Source organism: Paenibacillus piri (assembly GCF_004354045.1).
GTDB lineage: Bacteria > Bacillota > Bacilli > Paenibacillales > NBRC-103111 > Paenibacillus_S > Paenibacillus_S piri.
Genome location: NZ_SMRT01000003.1, coordinates 195,327 through 213,452 on the forward strand (window position 1 = coordinate 195,327; position 18,126 = coordinate 213,452).

Consider the following 18,126-nt stretch of genomic DNA (forward strand, 5'->3'; position numbering starts at 1 on the left):
ATCAGATGGGGACTCTCCCCCACCTGATTCAAGGCCCACCTTAGGGGTGGGGGTCTTAACCCGATAAAGCCGTAATCGGATAAAACAAGCAGCCGGCTGCCGTGGCAGCCGGTTCTGCTATCCCTTAAGTCCGCTGGTGGCTATGCCGCCGATCTCAGGCTTAAACTTCTCTCAGTGCTTCTTCCACGGAAAGCATTTTACCCTTTCTAGACGATACGGCCGCAGCATGCACCAGGCTTTGCGACTTCAAATAATCTCTTCCACTTGGTCTCGGCTCCCGCTTTTCTTTCAAAGCAGCTATAAATTCATCTAGCGGCAGCATGTTTCCTACCCCGTCGAAGGTGTGCACTTCTTCGTCCATTCCTTCCTTCATAAGCTGCACCCGGTTGCTCGTTATCGCAATCGCGCCTTCCTCTCCTTCGAAACGCCAATCTCCATACCATTCGGTCTGTTTACCCTTGGTCATCATGCTGCCGTGATAATCCACGACCGTCCCGCCGTCAAGCTCCATCCATGCGCTAAGGTGAATCGTCGTAGTATCCGTCCAGCTTCCGGGCGGATTGCTGTTCATGGCGAACACTTTCACTGCTTCCTGGCCGGTAAAATAACGGATCATATCGAAATGATGAATCGTGACATCTTCCAGCAGTCCGTTTGTCAGCCGACCGAAATAAGGAACGGGTACGACATGGTAGCGGTCGAATTCAATGTGTACCGATGACAATTTTCCGATGACGCCGATGTCTAGAAGCTCCTTTGCCTTCAGTACCGGGGCGAAGAATCGGTAATTCTCGGAAATCATGAACGGGATGTTTTTCAGTTTGGCCTGACCTACAATATATTGCGCATCCGTAATATCGTTCGAAATCGGTTTCTCGCAGAGGACAGGCAGGCCATGCGCGAACGCGATCTCGTTAATCGCAGTGTGAATGTGAGGAGGCGTAACGTTTATGACAAAATCGGGGCACTCACTGATAATCGCATCTTCCAAAGACGAATAAAACGGAGTTTCCAGATCAATCGTTTCCCTGAGCTGAACGTTTGCTTCAACAACGCATACCCCTTGTACGCCCGCATGACGTCTTAGTCTCTTGTACCACCCTGAACCAAAGTTTCCTAAACCTACCAGAACTACCTTCATGTTATTCATCCTCGCTTCTTTACATTTGATTTTTGTTTCGGGACGGTCCGGCATGGCACCAGACGACGACAATTGGATCTTCCACGCTTGAAATGAGATGATGGTCCTCTCCCGGCTCAATAATGACGACATCTCCCGTCTTTACCGGGTACATGTGTTCTTTGTTGATTTCAACCTCGCCTGTGCCCTGCAAGATAAGGAAAGCTTCGCAATCTTCGTGCACATGATAGTCGATGCCTCCCGGACCATCGTTCGTATGAGCGCGCGCGCCAGGCTTCTCGAAGGCAAGTCCTCCGTAAGAGATGTAATCCCCCGGCATAATGTCTTTCAAAATATGTCCCTCTGTAACATCCGCCAACTGCTGTAAACGATAAGTTCTCATTTAAAACCACTCCTTCTTTCCATTTTTATATTATCCAGACGGGCACGAGGCTGATAACAAAGCATACGCCCGAATGAGCTGCTCATTATCGCCTTATGCCGCCTGCGCACTGCTGCATCATGCAGCCATAATGACTGTCCGCGAAAGCTCTTGCATGCTTGACAAACTGGGCTATAAATGTCAATATTTAATTGTATTTTATGAATAATCGATATATGATAATCGGAGTGAAGCATATGGATATCCCATCTATGCATTACGGGCAGCACTGCGTCCCGGATTGGAAATGGAATGTTCCCGTCGGTTGTCATCCAGGGTTTACCTTGTGGAGCGTTTGGGGTGGAAGCGGTCAAATCATGCTAGGCAAGAACCGCTACCAATTAAGTGTCGGTGATGTTTTTTTTATCAATTATAAGAAGGCGGTCAATGCCCATCAAAATGATCATGCCAGTCTCGATGTTCGTTATATAGATTTCACATTGCGTAATCCGGATATTTTGTGTGATTTGCCTGAGCATCGCCATTTTGATCAATATCATTTTGTACTAGAGCTTTTCAATCGCTTTCATTTAGCCGAAGAAAGAAGTAACTTGTCACAAATGGAAATATGGCTGCAAGCGCTTATTACGGAATATCAAAGTAAAACGCCAACATCAGGCGGGGCGTATTCCAAAAAAATTAATGAACTATGCCGCATGTTTCAACAACATCCCCAGAAGCAATATGATATAAGCGAACTCGCTCAGAAATATTCTCTTACGACAGATCATTTTATACGCATTTTTAAACAGGAATGCGGGATTACGCCTTACGCCTATCTGCAGCGTTGCAGGCTGGAAACTGCCAAAACACTGTTACGCATGTCTACTCTCAGTATCACAGACATTGCAAGCGCTTGCGGTTTTTCTGACATATATAATTTTTCCCGGTTTTTTCAATCAAAAACAGGCTTTTCACCAAGAAAATTCCGCAATTGAATCATTATAACTAGCATCTACAGAAATATCGTTGCCGGTCTGTCGCAAATGCCGGGATGTAATATCGATAAATTAATCATATGCTTGACAAACTGGATTGTAAATGTAAAAATACGATAATTATTTATGAAAAATCGATATGAACGAACTCTTAACAGCACTTGAAATCAGGTCAAAAAAGGCCGCAACAGCATGCCCACAGGCAAGTTGTCGCGGCCCCAAAGCAGCGTTCATGGTTTCGTAGCTTCCTGAAGTAAAATCCTGTCAGTGTAATGTATCGTTCATACATTCCGTCACATTAACACTCTGTTACGACATCCCAACCGTCAGGGACGGATGGCCGGCTCTTTGCCAGGAGCGCCGGGCTGGCTTTGACAGAGCGAAGCCAATTCGCATCTGAATAGTCCTATTGATATACGTAATTATCCACCCTTTATTGGCCGGCTAATGGTTGTTCATATGGATTTTATGATAAGCCTGCCGGTATTCGGTCGGCGTCATTTTGACGTACTTTTTAAACAGCCGCATGAAATATTTTTCATCGTGAAAGCCGACTAATTCGGCGATATGCTTAATGCTTCCGGTGCTGCGGGTGAGCAAATCTTTGGATTTGGAAATTTTGATCAGATGAATATACTCCTGCAGATTATGGCCTGTCTTTTTCCTGAAAAACCGGGAAAGATAATCTTTGTTATAAGCGAATTTCTCCGCTACGTCCGCGACCGATATATTTTGCCGCATATGAATCCGGATCCACTCGATAATTTCCGAAATGTTTCGATTCCCCTGCAGCATTTTGCCGGAGTTGTAATAATCCGAAATGAGCTGTTCCGAAAGCTCGATGAGCAGCGAAGTGGAGATGTAATTGGCAGCCTGCTGCGTGTAATAGTTCGAGCTGACAATATGTTGAAGCTGCTGGAACAAAATATTGATGCGTTCGATGATCGCCGGTTTGAAATAGAGAGGAAAGCATACATGGGAGAAAAGCTTGGAAGAATCGGGGGTCGTGAGCTGCGCCAGCTGATCCAGCAGACCCGCCTCGTCGATCAGCTCGTAGGGATCGGCCGTCTTAAAGTGAAACCAATAGAATGAAATCCCTTCCTCGCACGCACGGTACCCATGATGGCCCTGCCCCGGCAGCAGCAGCAGCACCTCGCCGGGCTTTACCTCATACTGCATATCCTCCTGGGAAATATACAGGCATTTATCGATGCCGATAATGATTTCCAACGAGTCGTTCGTACGATAGGAATGAGTCCAGGGCACTTCCGAAACGAATAATCCGCAGGAAATGAACTTCACAGGCCGTTCGATCCCGGCTTTCATGTATTTCATAGCTACAATTCGCCCCCTTTCCATAAATGGCGTGATAAGCATTGTCGGAAAAAAGCGAAATTTGACAACGCTTCCAATAGGTCGGTTTTATCCACCTAATGTTGTGGAGCAGCTACTTACAACGGCAAACTCCAATGCTAAGATGGGCTTGTGTACGTTCACCATGAATCTAACCGCGCAAAGCATGTATCCAATTTTGCGAAGGAGGATGGCCGTTGAAAAAACTGCCTATCGTATCGGGTCTGCTGCTGGTCTCGGTGTTCGTTTCCGCCTGCTCGAGTGAAGGCGGCGCCGCAGGCGGGACCGCCAAGCCTGCCGGCTCCGCCGACAAAAGCGGTGCGGGGGAAGCCGTTACGTTGAAATTCATGGGGTGGGAAGCGAGCCCGCTGGAAACTGAGTCCGTCAAAAAAGGTCTCGACTCGTTTATGAAGTCGCATCCGAACATCAAAGTGGACTATCAGCCGGTTCCGAACGCGCAGTACTCGCAGAAGCTGCTGACCTTGCTGGCCGGCAACGCGGCGCCGGACGTATTCTTCCTGGGCGCGACCGACTACCGCTCTTTTCAAAAGCGGGACGTGCTGCTCGAGCTGACGCCGCTGTTCAAGCAGGACAATATGTCGCTGGACGATTTCATCCCGTCGGCGGCGCAAATAATGAACATCGGCGGCAAAGTGTACGGCATCAGCAGCTGTACGGTCTCACCTGTACTTTATTATAACAAGGCCGTATTTGACAAGGCGAATATTCCATATCCGCCGAGCGATCCGGGCAAAGCATGGACATGGGAGCAATTCCGCGACACGGCGAAGAAGCTGACGGTCAAGCAAGGCGACAAAGTAGCGCAGTACGGCGCTTTCGGGCTCGAAAATTTTTACATGACGACGGCCGAAATTTTCTCCAACGGCGGGAAAATGTTCAACCAGGACGGAACGAAGATGGCGCTGAACACGCCAGAAGCGAAGCAGGTGCTGCAAAGCATCTACGACCTGCGGGTCAAGGACGGCGCCTCTCCGACGGCCAAGACATTGGAAAGCATCGGCATGAAGGCAAACCAGATGCTGCAGACCGGCAAGGTGGCGATGGTGGTGGACGGCTCATGGGGATTGCAGGAGCTGGCGACGATGGGCTTCCCGGTCGGCGTTGCGGCCTTGCCGAAATTCAAGGAAGCGAAGACGCACGGGCAGGCTCACGTCCATGCGGCGGCGGCCAAGACGAAGCATCCGAAGGAAGCGTGGGAGCTGTTGAAATTTTTATCCTCGGATGAATACCAGACGCAAAATATTAGCGCCGGTCTGTGGATGCCGAACCGCAAATCGCTGTATACCGAAGAAGGCATGAAGAAATGGTTCAACAAATCCGTTCACCCGGAAGGGTTTGCAAGACTCGTCGCTTTCTTCAGGGATGCGGAGCCGTACCCGTTCACACTAATTACGCAAAATAAGGTGAATGACATCATTACGGAAGAGACGGATAAGCTGTGGTATTCCGGACAATCCGTCGACGACACGCTGAAAAATATCGAGACGCGCTCGAATGCGGAGCTGGCGAAATAATGGGGTCCCCGCGGAGCAACTCCGGGCCGGGCACCTTCTCGGAGATGATGATAACATGAATGGGACGGTCAGGAAATGGTTTTACCGCGACGGAACATGGGCTTTCCTGCTGCTGCTGCCGAATATATTGGGCTTCCTTGCGTTTACCCTCGTTCCGGTGATCGCGTCGTTTCTGTTGAGCTTCACATCATGGGATATGCTGTCGGCGATTCAATGGGTCGGGCTGAGCAATTACGCAAATCTTCTGCAGGACGAAACATTTATCAAGGTATTTTGGAACACGATCTATTTTGCCGGTGTCTCGGTGCCTGTCGGCATCGTCTGCTCGCTGCTGCTGGCCGTAGCGCTCGATCAGGGTATCAGCTTCAAGAAATTTTACCGGATGGCCTACTTTCTTCCGGTCGTCTCGTCGATGGTCGCCGTCGCTGTCGTGTGGCAATTCATTTATAACCCGGAATACGGGCTGCTCAATTATTTTTTGAGCCTGATCGGGATCAAAGGCCCCAATTGGCTGACCAGCACGGCATGGGCGATGCCGGCCGTCATTATTACAAGCGTATGGAAAAATGTCGGCTTCAACATGCTTATTTTTCTCGCCGGGCTGCAGGGCATCTCGAACGATTATTACGAAGCGGCCGAGCTGGACGGGGCCAAATGGCGTCAAAAGTTTTTTTACGTCACCATTCCGCTGCTGTCGCCGACGACGTTCTTCGTCACGGTCATGTCGTTCATCGGCTCGTTTCAGGTGTTCGATACCGTCTTTTTGATGACACAGGGGGGACCGGCGCGATCCACCTCGGTCATCGTCCATTACTTGTACGAGAACGCATTCAAGTATTTCAATATGGGTTATGCAAGCGCGATGGCTTACGTCCTGTTCTTCATGGTCTTTCTCATTACAATGCTCCAACTGTGGCGGCAGAAAAAATTCGGCTTGTACGAAGGGGGGTGAAGGCATGAGCAGACGCACAGCGGCTCGAATGATCTCCCATGTCGTCCTGCTGGCCGGCGCGATCACGATGATTCTTCCTTTTCTTTGGACCGTCAGCACATCGCTGAAACAGCTGAACGAAGTGTTCGTCTTCCCGCCAAGCTTTTTCGGTGCGAAGCTGCAATGGGTCAATTATTTCAGCATTTCGGACCGCTTTCCGTTCGATCTGTATTTTCTGAACAGCGTCAAAATTACGGTCATCGTCGTCATCGCCCAACTCCTGACCAGCTCGATGGCCGGCTTCGTGTTCGCCCGGCTGCGCTTTCGTTCGCGCGATGCGCTGTTCGCTCTGTATCTCGCTACGATGATGGTGCCGGCGCAGGTGACGATGATTCCGAATTTTATCGTCATGCGCTATTATGACTTGATTGACACGCATTGGTCGCTAATCCTGCCTGCGCTTGTGTCGGCGTTCGGCACGTTTCTGCTGCGTCAATTTTTCATCTCCATTCCGGAGTCGCTGGAGGATGCCGCCAAGATGGACGGCTGCACGCCGTTCGGCGTATACTGGCGCATTTTCGTGCCGCTGTCCAAACCGGCGATGGCCACGCTTGGCGTATTCGTGTTTATGGGAACGTGGAACGAATTCGTGGCGCCTCTCGTCTATATTAATACGCAGAATAAAATGACGCTCCCGCTCGGGCTGGCGGCGATGCAGGGGATGTATTCCACGAATTGGCCGGTATTGATGGCGGGAACGGTGATCTGCATTATGCCGCTCATTATCATTTTCCTGCTGGCGCAGGACTTCTTCATTAAAGGCGTTACTTTGTCGGGTCTGAAAGGCGAATAACGAATAACAACATAAAGGAGACTGTTATGAGTACAACTGAGCATACGAATTTTAAACCATTGAAGGCGATTCCTCTGCGTCAAGTTACGATTCAGGATCCGTTCTGGTCCGCCCGGGAACGCAATGTGATCGGCACCGTCATCCCTTATCAGTGGGATGCGCTGAATGACGGGATTCCAGGTGCCGAGCCGAGCCACACGATCGAAAATTTCCGAATCGCCGCCGGAGATGCGGAGGGTGACTATTACGGCATGGTGTTCCAGGACAGCGATTTGGGAAAATGGCTGGAAACCGTCGGCTTTGCGCTCTCCAAGGAAAGGAACCCGGAGCTGGAGAAGCTCGCCGACGACGTGATCGACCTGCTCGGGCGCGCCCAGCAGCCGGACGGTTATTTAAATTCATACTATACGGTAAAAGCGCCGGGCGAGAGGTGGACCAATCTACGCGACAATCACGAGCTGTACTGCGCCGGCCATTTAATGGAAGCGGCCGTTGCTTATTACGAGGCGACCGGCAAGCGCAAGTTCCTTGATATTATGTGCCGCTACGCGGATTATATCGGCACGGTGTTCGGCGCGGAAGCGGGGCAGAAGCGCGGCTACGACGGGCATCCGGAGGTCGAGCTGGCGCTTGTGAAGCTGTACCAGGCTTCCGGCAACCGCAGCTATTTGGAGCTCAGCAAATTTTTCGTCGAGGAGCGCGGACAGCAGCCGCATTTCTTCGATGCGGAGATCCGGGAGCGGGAGGCGCTTCAAGGAGCTTCCGGTAAAAAGAAGCGGACGTACGATTATTTCCAGGCGCATCTGCCGGTCAAGGAGCAGACGACGGCGGAAGGCCACTCCGTTCGCGCCGTTTATTTGTACAGCGCAATGGCCGATCTGGCGGTCGAATATGGCGACGACGGCCTGAAGGAAGCGTGCAGGACGCTGTGGAACGATACGGTCGGACGCAAAATGTATGTAACCGGGGGCATCGGTTCTTCGGCTTACGAGGAACGATTTACCGTTCCCTACGACCTGCCAAACGATCGGGCTTACACGGAAACTTGCGCAGCGATCGGGCTGATGTTCTGGGCGCAGCGGATGCTGCAGATGGAGAAGGACCGCAAATATGCCGACGTAATGGAATTGGCCCTCTACAACGGTGTACTGAGCGGGATTTCGCTCGACGGCAAAAGCTATTTCTATGTCAATCCGCTTGAAGTATGGCCGGATACCGCCAATTTCCGCAACGACATGCATACGGTGAAGGTGACGAGGCAGCCCTGGTTCGGCTGCGCGTGCTGCCCGCCGAATATTGCCCGCTTGATTGCGTCGCTTGGGCAGTACGTGTACTCGGCGGGCGAGGACGAACGCGAGCTGTACGTGCATTTGTATGTCGGAAGCAAGGCGGGGGTTGAACTCGCGGGTGTACCCGTGCAGTTGACACAGCAGACGAATTATCCGTGGGACGGTCAAGCGGAGCTGCAGCTATCGCTTCAGCAGCCGGCCGACCTGACCGTATGCTTGCGCATACCGGGCTGGTGCCGGAAGTGGACGGTTTCCGTCAACGGCGCGGAGACGGATGCGGGCGAGCCGGTCAACGGTTACGCGAAGCTAACCCGGACTTGGCAGGACGGCGACCGGATCGAGTTATCGTTCGACATGCCGGTCGAGCTCATGCATTCGCATCCGAATGTGCGAAGCAATGCCGGCAAAGTCGCCCTGCAGCGGGGGCCGATCGTATACTGTCTGGAGGAGATCGACAATGGCGCCAATTTGCAAGATCTTGCCATCGCGAGCGATGCGCAGTTCGATGTGAATTACGATGCCGGACTGCTGGGCGGCGTAGCTGTATTGACAGGCGTCGGCTCGCGCAGCGTCATTCCGGCAAAAGCGGAAGGAATCTTATACGGGACGCGGCCGTTCGAGCGGGCGGCCGCACCGGTTAAGGCGATTCCGTACTTCGCCTGGAGCAACCGGGAGCCCGGCGAAATGACCGTTTGGATCAGAAGCAGCTAAAGGCATGTGTGAATGTCCTTTCGAATGTGAGCGGGATTCGGAACTCACGGTGAAGCTGCAGCTGCCGTAACGGAGCCGAGAAAATGAGCCCGGGGAATGGCCCCGATCAGACTGTTGAGAAACCTCGACAGTCTTTTTTTTATTGGCAATGTTCGGGACCTTTATCTTATTACCAAAAACTTCCATTTTAACGATTAAATATCGCACGAACACTTAGCGGACTGCAGTTCCCGATACTTGCCTGGTGTGATTCCTTCCAGCTTTTTGAACATCCGGGCAAACCCGACGTCGTTGGCATACCCGACCTTTTCCGCGATTTGCGTGACGGTCAACGAGGTGGTTTGTAATAAATTTTTCGCCTCCTGGACCCGAATCTTCGCAATGTAATCCACAAGATTTTGCCCAGTATGCTTTTTAAAAAAAGAAGATACATAGTTCGGATTCATCGCAAAAGCTTCACCGATGGAGATAAGGCTCAGGTCCCCTTCACCAAAGCGCTTTTGAATAAATTCCTCGATCTGTCGGACTTGTTGAAAGGTGGACGGTCTTCGGTCGGACTTCAAATACCGGCATACCTCGGAATAAGCGCGAATGAGCTCTTCTTTCATCCTGCTACTGGTCCCGCATTCGGCGTACAGCCGGATCGGATCGAGCCGGTCGCTGTCCCACACGAGTCCCGGCTTAATGTTAAACATATCCATCACTTTGATCAATGTGCCTATTAAATCGAAAAACAAATATTTGCTCATTGCCGGGCTCAAGGTCTGATTACGGAAGTTGGTTTCGATAAGACCGTCGATGAGTTGTTCCGTACGTTCCATATTTCCGCTCTTCACCAGGTTTACTAGCTGAGTCTCCAGCTCCAGCGGATAGTAATATAACGGAGCCGCCGGTGTCAATTCACTGTAATGTATGATGGTATTCGAGCCTTCGATAATTTTAAAATCGAGGGCCTTCAACGCCTCGCGGTAGCTGTCATGAATTTGCGGCAATACAGGGTAAACGCGGCCTACTCCGATAGTCATCCCCATTTTGAAACGGATTCGGAGAAACGAATGGATATTTTCCGAAATCCGCTTTAATTCCTCAAAAGCTTCCCCTTCCGAACGGGTGCTCAGGTTAATCAGCAGCGCCAGCCGGTTCTTATCGATATCCACGGCATCGCCCCGGTGCCGGGTGCGAATCAGATCGAGGCTGATATTGGTAATGATAAACCGGGCTAGCGCCCAGCTTTCTTCGCTGTTGCGGTCGTCAAATGCGAAGATGTCGTCGATTCCGATGACCGATACGGCGAACAGGCCTTCATTGCCAATAATATCAAGCGACTCAAGCGCTGCGGAGTCCAGAGATTTGTCATCGATCTGCCCGTGGAGCAAGCGGGTCAAGAAATTGGCTTTAATCAAGGGAGCGTGTGATTGGAGCAGCCGATGCATCTTTTTTTCTTCATGCAGCACATTTTCGAGCTTTTTCTGAATCAACGAATATTCATTATCCCCCGAGGCGAATTTGATTTGCGGAAGAGCCGCCATCAGTTGCTTGACCGGATGGTACTGCCGCTTTGACATGTACAATATGGCATAAAAACCGATAATGAAGCTGAGCGATACGATCCATAAAGCCCAGTTTTTGATTGTCTGGATTTTGCTTGTATATGCGCTTTTCGGTATGGCTGAAATATAATACCACGTTGTCCGGCCGGATTGCGCATGGGAAAGGATCATTTCTTCCCGGCGCGACGGGTCGTAATACGAATAGGAGCCTTTCCGGTATCGATCCAGCATTTCCTCTGCCTGTTGAGGAACAGTACCGCCGCTGCTGACTATAATCTGTCCCTTCTCATCGACGATAAATATATTGCCGGAATTGGCGTACTCCATATTTTTGAACAAATCGCGGATGATTTGTTCATCGATGAGAATGACGAGAGTCGTATGGGGATGCGCTTTTTCTTCGATGGGCAGCGTCTGCTGTACGGTTAGCATCCGGATGCGTTCATCTTCTTTATTGATAGCTTCGGAAGGGAAATAGCGCAAATATTGGTAGCCGGTATGCAGCCGCAGCTTCCAATCCGTGAAGCTCAATCCGGGATAACTGAAATAGTGCTCGTAGAATACTGTATCGTCCGATTTCGTGCTTGGAGTGACGATGATTCCGTCGTCCAGAAAATAAAGGTAGAAATCGTAGATGAACCGGCTGGACGTCTTGATGCTGCGCAGCGTTTCTTTAAGCTCCACATACTCCAGAGCGGTTAACGAGCTCGAGGATGACATCCGGTTTACGAATTCTTTCACCTTAGGATTTAAGGCCACTTGCAGCATGAGCTGCTCAACCTCTTTCAAATGGCCGTCGAGCATTTCCCGAATCTGCTCAAGCATCGCCTGGTTGGTTTTGCCCGCTTGCTCCTCGATGGCGGTTTCCGTTCGCAAGTAAAACACGATGCCCAGGGCAACCGGAATCAGGAAAATAATGAGATACGATACAAGAAACGTAACCAGCACGCTTTTACGATTCAACCGAATCCATTGGAACCATTGACGATTACCCTTCATAAGCATCACCTATCTTATTGTCTCGGAAAACGGGCGTTATGTACACCGTCTAATTTTTAGAAGAGCCGTACGTTTTCCTCAATCGGTGAAAAGCAGCAAAGAAGATAACCTTTCGGTAAAACGGATGGTATCTTTTTCCGCTCGGACGGTTCTATACTTGGGTCAAGCGGAGGTGAGGAAACGAACGGTCTGTAAACGGATGCAAATAGGCTCAATCTATGTATATGACCTCTTTTGTCAGGGTAGAAATGGCTTGTCACCGATTGCCGAAGATCACAGCGAAAAAAAGCCGAGGCGGGATGGGGGTGTTTTCAGTTGAAGACAAAGTCGGTTGCAAATTCCTATTCGAATGCAAGCGCGGGGTTTGCGGGTTATTTAAATGCGCTAAAGAAGGAGCTGGCCAAATACCGTTATGTTTACATAATGCTGATGCCGGTCGTTATTTATTACGTTGTGATACATTACTTTCCGATTTATGGCGTCATCATAGCCTTTAAGGAGTATTCCCCGCTAAAAGGATTTCTTGGCAGCGACTGGGTCGGGGTTAAACATTTTGTTGATTTTTTTAACAGCTATTATTTTTGGACGCTTTTAAGGAATACGGTCATCATCAGCTTTTACGATCTGATTTTTGGTTTTCCCGCGCCCATCATATTGGCCCTGATACTTAATGAAATTACGCAGCTTCGTTTCAAGAGATTTGTGCAAACGATTTCATATTTGCCGCATTTTATATCGCTAGTCGTTATTGTCGGGATGATTCTTGACTTCGTTGCAAGAGACGGCTTGGTCAATCAGCTCATTGCCGCGCTAACCGGGCAGGCTATTCCGTTTATGCAAAAGCCGGAATGGTTTCGTACCATTTATATTGCATCGAATATTTGGCAGACCGTCGGTTGGGGATCGATCATTTATTTAGCGGCTTTAACTTCCATTTCGCCGGAATTGTACGAGGCGGCGAGAGTGGACGGCGCGACCCGCTGGTCGCAATTATGGCACATTACGATACCCGGTATAACGCCAACAATCGTGATCATGCTCATTTTGCGTGTCGGCGATATGATGTCCGTCGGGCATGAAAAAATTATTTTAATGTATAATCCCGCCATTTACGAAACGGCGGATGTGATCTCGACATTTATTTACCGGAAAGGATTGCTGGAAATGAACTACAGCTACAGTGCCGCTGTCGGATTATTCAATTCAATCATTAATTTCATACTGCTTGTAACGGTGAACCAAATCGCGCGAAGAAGCGGAAATTCGTTATGGTAATGGAAGGAGGGACGGGGAGCGGAATATGTATAAACGGTCTGTGTACGAAAAGCTGTTCGATACGCTCGTCTATGTACTCCTTATTGGCCTGATGATTGCGACGCTGTATCCATTTGTTTATGTTTTAATGGCTTCTTTAAGCGATCCTAAATATATCGTACAAAACAGAGGATTATTGCTATGGCCTCATGGCTTCACGTTGGGAACCTACAAGTATGTATTTGAAAATCCAATGATCGTAACAGGGTTCAGGAATACGATGCTTTATGTAATTGCCGGTACCTGTCTTAATATGTTCATGACCGCTTTGGGAGCATATTCGCTTTCCCGGCGATATTTGCGATGCGGCGGAGCGGTTATGCTGATGATCGTGTTTACGATGTTTTTCAGCGGCGGCTTGATCCCTGCCTACTTAAATGTCCGAAATCTTGGTTTGCTGGATACTCCCTGGGCTCTTATCATTCCGTCTGCCGTCAATACGTTTAATTTGATTGTGATGAGAACGGCTTTTGCGGCTATTCCCGAAAGTATGGAAGAATCGGCGAAAATGGACGGCGCCAACGATTTTATGATTTTGTTTCGCATCTTCATTCCATTAACCCTGCCGGTCTTCGCCGTTATACTTTTGTTTTATTTGGTTCAGCACTGGAATTCCTGGTTCCCGGCGCTTGTCTATTTGCGATCCAGAGATTTATACCCGGTTCAATTGATTTTGCGGGAAATTTTGATTGCAAGCAGTGTGGACAGCATGGTAGCGGGAGCTGTGGCGCAGCTTGATCAGCAGCCGCTTGGAGAAACGATCAAGTACGCCACAATTATCGTGGTAACGCTCCCGATTATTTGCGTTTATCCGTTTATGCAAAAATATTTCACGAAAGGCATCATGATCGGTGCCGTTAAGGGATGATTAAGGAGGGTGAAAAGCAATGAACAGGCAATCCAATAGCAAATGGGCCGCGGTTGTGTTATCAATGGCCATGTTGACCGCCGCCGCATGCACTCAGGGGGATTCCAAAACGGCCGAACAGCCGAAGACAGACGGCAAAGGCCAGCCGGCAGATGCGCCTAAAGCGGCGGCCTCCGGCAAACCGCAGCTTCCCTTGGTGACCAAGCCGACGGAGCTAAGCTTTTTTGTACAGCTGGACTCCAAAGTTTCGGCAACGAAAAAAAGCTACGCCGAGCTTTCCATTTTTCCTTATTTGGAGAAAGAAACCGGTATTAAAATTAATTTTGTTCATCCGCCTTCCGGCATGGAAAAAGAACAATTCAACCTGATGGTAGCTTCCGGAGAGCTCCCGGATATGATCAGCAACAACTGGATTCAGTACCCGGGCGGTCCGGCCAAAGCCGTAGGCGACGGAGTTATTATCAAGTTAAATGATCTTGTCGATAAATATGCGCCCAATTTCAAAAAATTTCTTAATGACAATCCGGATATTAAAAAAGACGTGTTAATGGATGACGGTACGATATATGCCATTCCTCTTGTTCGGAAGGAACGGGTGCAGCGGTATACATCCGGTCTGCAAATCCGCCAGGACTGGCTGGACAAGGTAGGAATGAAAGTTCCCGATACGATGGACGACTGGTATGCGGTATTGAAGGCGTTCAAAGAAAAAGATCCCGGCGGCACCGGCAAGGTGATTCCTTTCGGCAATTCGAACGATCTGGCTGTCAGAAATTTTATGGCGGCGTGGGGAATGGCATACGGTTTTTATATCGTCGACGGCAAGGTGAAATACGGTCCCAACGAACCGGATTACAAACCATTTTTAACGACGATCAAAAAGTGGTACGACGAGGGGCTGATCGATCCGGACTTTGCCTCCACCGACAGCAAGCAGTTTGACGCCAAAATTACCGGAAACCGCATCGGAGCCTATTCCGCTTTGCTGAACGGAGGCATGGGCCGCTATTTGGATCTGATGAAAAATGATCCTAATTTTAAATTGGCCGGAGTCGCTCCACCGCTGACGAAGGACGGCAAGAGATACAACTTCCAAAGTGCGGTGCTGACCGGCTATGACGGCTCCGGCGTCGGCATTTCAAGCAAAAGCAAAAAAACGGAGGAAGCGATAAAATGGCTGGATCTCGGCTACACCGAATGGGGACATAATATTTTCAACTTCGGGATCGAAGGGGAGTCCTACAATTGGATGAACGGATACCCGAAATATACCGATGCCGTTTTGAAGCATCCGTCTCTATCGCCGACCAACGCCTTATCGCAATACACGATCGCAGATCTGTACGGCCGCTTCTTTAATCAAGACGAACGGAAGGCGGAGCAGCTGTTGATTTACCCGGCTCAAAAAGAGGCAGGTCCCAATTGGGCCAAAGGTACGCCGGAAAGACAGTACCCGATGGGCGTAACGCCAACCCTGGACGAAGGGAGGAAGCTGGCTTCCATTATGAACGAGGTGAATACGTATGTGGATCAAATGTTCCTGAAATTTATTATGGGAAATGAGCCTTTAACCAAATTTGACGACTATGCTGCAAAATTGAAGCAAATGAAGGTTGACGAAGCGGTAAGCATCCAGCAAGCGGCTTATGACAGATATTTAAAGAGATAGTTTTGAAAAAATCCGATGGAGGTCGATATGATGGCCAAATTAACGATGCTCAATTGGATGGCATCCAAAGATTTCAACGAATCGTTGGACATTCAAAAAGCATGGGGAATTGAAGTGCTCGATATGAAGGATCATATTTTTGGGAAGTCCGTTGAAAATCTTTCTTATAAGGAAGCGGAGCAAGCGGTCCGTTTAATCGAGGCAAGAAATATGTCGGTTCATTGCTTGTCGACCCTTATTTTCCAGGATGATATCGAGAAGGGCGAGCGGCAATACGGCGGCATGCATCTGCAGTCGGTTGAACGCGTTCTTGACATCGCGGCGTTGTTCAAACCGACCTTCATCAGGCTGCTTCCCGCCCGGCTGCCGGAACGGCGGCAGACCGAATGCTCGAGAGTATGCATAGAACGGCAATATCCTTGGCTATACCGGCTATATCAAACGGCAGTAGATCAAATTTCCGAGGCCGGATATGCCGTAACGATCGAAAATGAAAAAAGCTCGATCTTCTCCAACGTGGACGATATTTTGGATTTCTTCATGAAGCTGAACCGGTCCGGGAACGTATCGCTGACTTACGATGTGCAAAATCTTTGGCAAATGGGAACATTTCCTTCGATGGACGTGTACCGGAACTTAAAACCGCTTATAGGTTATCTTCATGTCAAGGGAGGGCAGGCAGAGCCCGGGGCCCAAGAGCTCAAATGGAAGTCATCGCTGGAGGACGCTTCTTGGCCGGTGGAGCCGATGATCAAGCAAGCCGTTAAAGACAACGTAAGTCCTGTCATCTGTCTGAATCCGACTTACGGCCAGATGAAAGAAAATTACGATTATAACAATATGTTTAAAAGGGATTTGGACTATATGAAACAGATCATGAGTCGGATCGAACGCTGCGATTCGTGACGCTTTAAGGCTGTTGCCGCGTGACATTCCAATTATTCAAGGAGGGCTAGCACAATGGAAATTTATAAAATCGGCTTTTGCGGGATAGGTAATATGGGACCGGGTATGGTAAAGAATTTGATGAAGGCCGGCCACGATTTGACGGTGTTTGATATCCGGCAGGAGGCAGTCGATGCCCTGGTCAAGGAGGGGGCGAAGGCTGCAAGCGATCACGCGGATCTGGTCAAGCATTGCGATATCGTTATGACCAGCCTTCCTTATCCGCCCATTTTTGTTGAAGTTATGGATAATTATTTTATCGATAATGCCCGTGCGGGCCAGGTTTTTATCGACATGGGGACATCGTCCGTGCAAGAAACGCAGCGGATCGCGGCAGTGCTCCGGGCCAAGGGGGCGGAGCTGCTGGATGCACCGGTTTCGGGAGGGAAGCCGGGATCGGATACCGGAACTTTGCATATATTTATTGGCGGCCGCAAATCTGTGTACGACAAGTACGCATTGTTATTTGAAGTTATGGGCAATCCGGAGCATGTCGTTTACTGCGGCGAGAGCGGGAGCGGCCAAGTGGTGAAGGGCGTCAATCAGCTGGCAATCGGTTTGGTTAACGCCGCGTTTATCGAAACGATCGCTTACGGTGTGCTGGCAGGAGTCAGCGCGGAAGCGCTCAAGAAAGGCGTCGGCGGCGAAGGCGGATTCCGAAGGCAATTTACTGCGATTGCCGATAAATTTATACAGGGCAAAGCGGAACAAGTCGAAGTGAAAATCGGTCAGATCGACATGTTTTTAGACGCGGCGAACCATCTTGGATTCGAATTGCCGTTGACGCGGACGCTTTATCACTTTTGTGAAAACGGCGAAAAAAGGGTGATGGATGCGAACCGGTTATCTCAATCTTATTGGCATGAGCTAACGCTAAGGGCATCAGGCTACCAATCTTGATTTTGATCGCTATGGGCCTTGATCGACCGCGCTAGGCAGGAATGAAGCAGAAAACGGCAGAGGGAACTCCGCAAGGAGGACCGCTGAGTCCTCTTTTAGCGATTATCCTCCTAGATGACATGGATAAAGAATTGACAGAACGTGGGCTACACTTCGTTCTCTATGCGGATGACTGTGCAACATCTTCGTCAGAAGCATACCGAAATGCCGAGCCGAACTGGCGGATAACCTTTTTTGGATGTTTGCCGGTAAGGCTCCTTATTTGTATGCAGCCGTGGCACAAAGCCGCGGTTTTGTTGTTTGTCGGAGGGATAGGCAATTGTGTATGGTCGAATCCTTTTACAATTTCCATAGCGCTATAAAATTTCCGACCCAAATTCTTAATATATTCACGATCCCAAATGATTTCATCTTGGTATAGAAGCGAGGGGTGGTTTAAAATGACCTCAGATCGAATGCAAGCGGAGAAGGGAGTGTGAATTGAAAGTTAATAACGCTTACTAATATGTAAGCCGGCTTGTTCGCATATTTTACTACATGCAAAGCGAGGTAACGCTGTGATCAGAAAAAGAACTTTTCAGCTTGTAATGTCTGCATTGCTTTGGAGGTACCACCCAACCATTTGAAAAGAGACGGTTTCTATATACGTTCAATATAGCATGGATCAACTTTATCGGCCAATGATTATGGAAAAATACCAATATATCAT

Annotated in this window: 14 protein-coding genes and 1 pseudogene; 11 read left to right on the plus strand and 4 right to left on the minus strand. The window is 49.4% G+C overall.

Features of this window, described 5'->3' with window-relative positions:
* Positions 1 to 160 precede the first annotated feature (160 nt).
* Together E1757_RS09135 and E1757_RS09140 are read right to left on the minus strand one after the other, a co-directional pair.
* Positions 161 to 1,141 (minus strand): Gfo/Idh/MocA family protein, encoded by a 981-nt coding sequence (locus E1757_RS09135; protein ID WP_165972029.1) that lies wholly within the window; start codon positions 1,139 to 1,141, stop codon positions 161 to 163.
* A 19-nt stretch (positions 1,142 to 1,160) separates the two neighbouring features.
* Positions 1,161 to 1,523 carry a cupin domain-containing protein gene (locus E1757_RS09140; protein ID WP_133226983.1) on the minus strand — a complete coding sequence of 121 codons (363 nt, stop codon included), beginning with the start codon at positions 1,521 to 1,523 and terminating at the stop codon, positions 1,161 to 1,163.
* A gap of 236 nt (positions 1,524 to 1,759) precedes the next feature.
* Between E1757_RS09140 and E1757_RS09145 the strand changes: the two genes are divergently transcribed.
* Positions 1,760 to 2,500 (plus strand): helix-turn-helix transcriptional regulator, encoded by a 741-nt coding sequence (locus E1757_RS09145; RefSeq protein ID WP_165972030.1) that lies wholly within the window; start codon positions 1,760 to 1,762, stop codon positions 2,498 to 2,500.
* A gap of 444 nt (positions 2,501 to 2,944) precedes the next feature.
* Here the strand turns inward: E1757_RS09145 and E1757_RS09150 are convergent, their stop codons facing one another.
* Positions 2,945 to 3,835, minus strand: coding sequence for a helix-turn-helix transcriptional regulator (locus E1757_RS09150; RefSeq protein WP_133226987.1), 891 nt, complete (start codon positions 3,833 to 3,835; stop codon positions 2,945 to 2,947).
* Between the two features lie 215 nt (positions 3,836 to 4,050).
* Between E1757_RS09150 and E1757_RS09155 the strand changes: the two genes are divergently transcribed.
* The 4 genes from E1757_RS09155 to E1757_RS09170 are packed head-to-tail and all read left to right on the plus strand — an operon-like array spanning position 4,051 to position 9,172.
* Complete coding sequence (locus tag E1757_RS09155) at positions 4,051 to 5,388, plus strand: ABC transporter substrate-binding protein (RefSeq protein ID WP_133226989.1); 1,338 nt, start codon at positions 4,051 to 4,053, stop codon at positions 5,386 to 5,388.
* A 55-nt stretch (positions 5,389 to 5,443) separates the two neighbouring features.
* The gene (locus E1757_RS09160; protein ID WP_133226991.1) at positions 5,444 to 6,340 is read left to right on the plus strand and encodes a carbohydrate ABC transporter permease; all 897 of its coding nucleotides are present in this window, start codon (positions 5,444 to 5,446) and stop codon (positions 6,338 to 6,340) included.
* Between the two features lie 4 nt (positions 6,341 to 6,344).
* Positions 6,345 to 7,172 (plus strand): carbohydrate ABC transporter permease, encoded by an 828-nt coding sequence (locus E1757_RS09165; RefSeq protein ID WP_133226993.1) that lies wholly within the window; start codon positions 6,345 to 6,347, stop codon positions 7,170 to 7,172.
* Between the two features lie 26 nt (positions 7,173 to 7,198).
* Positions 7,199 to 9,172 carry a glycoside hydrolase family 127 protein gene (locus E1757_RS09170; RefSeq protein WP_133226995.1) on the plus strand — a complete coding sequence of 658 codons (1,974 nt, stop codon included), beginning with the start codon at positions 7,199 to 7,201 and terminating at the stop codon, positions 9,170 to 9,172.
* 194 nt (positions 9,173 to 9,366) lie between these two features.
* Here the strand turns inward: E1757_RS09170 and E1757_RS09175 are convergent, their stop codons facing one another.
* Positions 9,367 to 11,721 (minus strand): helix-turn-helix domain-containing protein, encoded by a 2,355-nt coding sequence (locus E1757_RS09175; protein ID WP_165972031.1) that lies wholly within the window; start codon positions 11,719 to 11,721, stop codon positions 9,367 to 9,369.
* A 423-nt stretch (positions 11,722 to 12,144) separates the two neighbouring features.
* On the opposite strand from E1757_RS09175, the gene E1757_RS09180 reads away from it, so the two are divergent.
* The 6 genes and pseudogenes from E1757_RS09180 to E1757_RS09205 form a co-directional block, all read left to right on the plus strand.
* Positions 12,145 to 12,996 (plus strand): ABC transporter permease, encoded by an 852-nt coding sequence (locus E1757_RS09180; RefSeq protein WP_133227504.1) that lies wholly within the window; start codon positions 12,145 to 12,147, stop codon positions 12,994 to 12,996.
* A 25-nt stretch (positions 12,997 to 13,021) separates the two neighbouring features.
* Positions 13,022 to 13,903: a carbohydrate ABC transporter permease gene (locus E1757_RS09185; RefSeq protein WP_133226999.1), complete on the plus strand. Its 882-nt coding sequence runs from the start codon at positions 13,022 to 13,024 to the stop codon at positions 13,901 to 13,903.
* A 19-nt stretch (positions 13,904 to 13,922) separates the two neighbouring features.
* On the plus strand, positions 13,923 to 15,572 hold the full coding sequence (locus E1757_RS09190) for an extracellular solute-binding protein (RefSeq protein WP_133227001.1): 1,650 nt from the start codon (positions 13,923 to 13,925) through the stop codon (positions 15,570 to 15,572).
* Between the two features lie 27 nt (positions 15,573 to 15,599).
* Positions 15,600 to 16,478 (plus strand): sugar phosphate isomerase/epimerase family protein, encoded by an 879-nt coding sequence (locus E1757_RS09195; protein WP_165972032.1) that lies wholly within the window; start codon positions 15,600 to 15,602, stop codon positions 16,476 to 16,478.
* 54 nt (positions 16,479 to 16,532) lie between these two features.
* Positions 16,533 to 17,417, plus strand: coding sequence for an NAD(P)-dependent oxidoreductase (locus E1757_RS09200; RefSeq protein ID WP_133227005.1), 885 nt, complete (start codon positions 16,533 to 16,535; stop codon positions 17,415 to 17,417).
* 53 nt (positions 17,418 to 17,470) lie between these two features.
* A pseudogene (locus tag E1757_RS09205) lies at positions 17,471 to 17,593 on the plus strand (reverse transcriptase domain-containing protein); the annotation flags it as partial.
* Positions 17,594 to 18,126 lie beyond the last annotated feature (533 nt).